The sequence below is a fragment of the Streptomyces carpinensis genome (assembly GCF_002154505.1).
In the GTDB taxonomy this organism is placed as follows: Bacteria; Actinomycetota; Actinomycetes; order Streptomycetales; family Streptomycetaceae; genus Streptomyces; species Streptomyces carpinensis.
Genome location: NZ_MUBM01000582.1, coordinates 1 through 251, shown reverse-complemented (window position 1 = coordinate 251; position 251 = coordinate 1). Strand labels below are relative to the sequence as shown.

General features: G+C 79.3%; 1 pseudogene. It reads right to left on the bottom strand.

Annotation, left to right across the window (positions count from 1 at the left end):
• A pseudogene (locus tag BZY54_RS54270) lies at window positions 1-251 on the bottom strand (ketosynthase chain-length factor); the annotation flags it as partial.

The following is a 251-nucleotide window of genomic DNA, read 5'->3' as shown; positions in this document are numbered from 1 at the left end:
CGCAGTACGCCCGGCCCGTGCCCGTCTTGGGCGCCGTCACCGGCACCCGCCGGCCGTGGGCGCCCAGCGCGTCGGCGATGGCCAGGGCCTCCGCCCGGTCCGCCTCGGGGACGCCGAGCGCGTCCGCGAAGACGACGTCGACCTCCTCCGGCGCGCAGTCGGCCTCCGCGAGAGCGCTGCGGATCGCCTCCGCCAGCCCCTGCCGGGACAACTCCCAGCGGGACGCGCCGGTGAAGGTCGCCGCGTGCCCG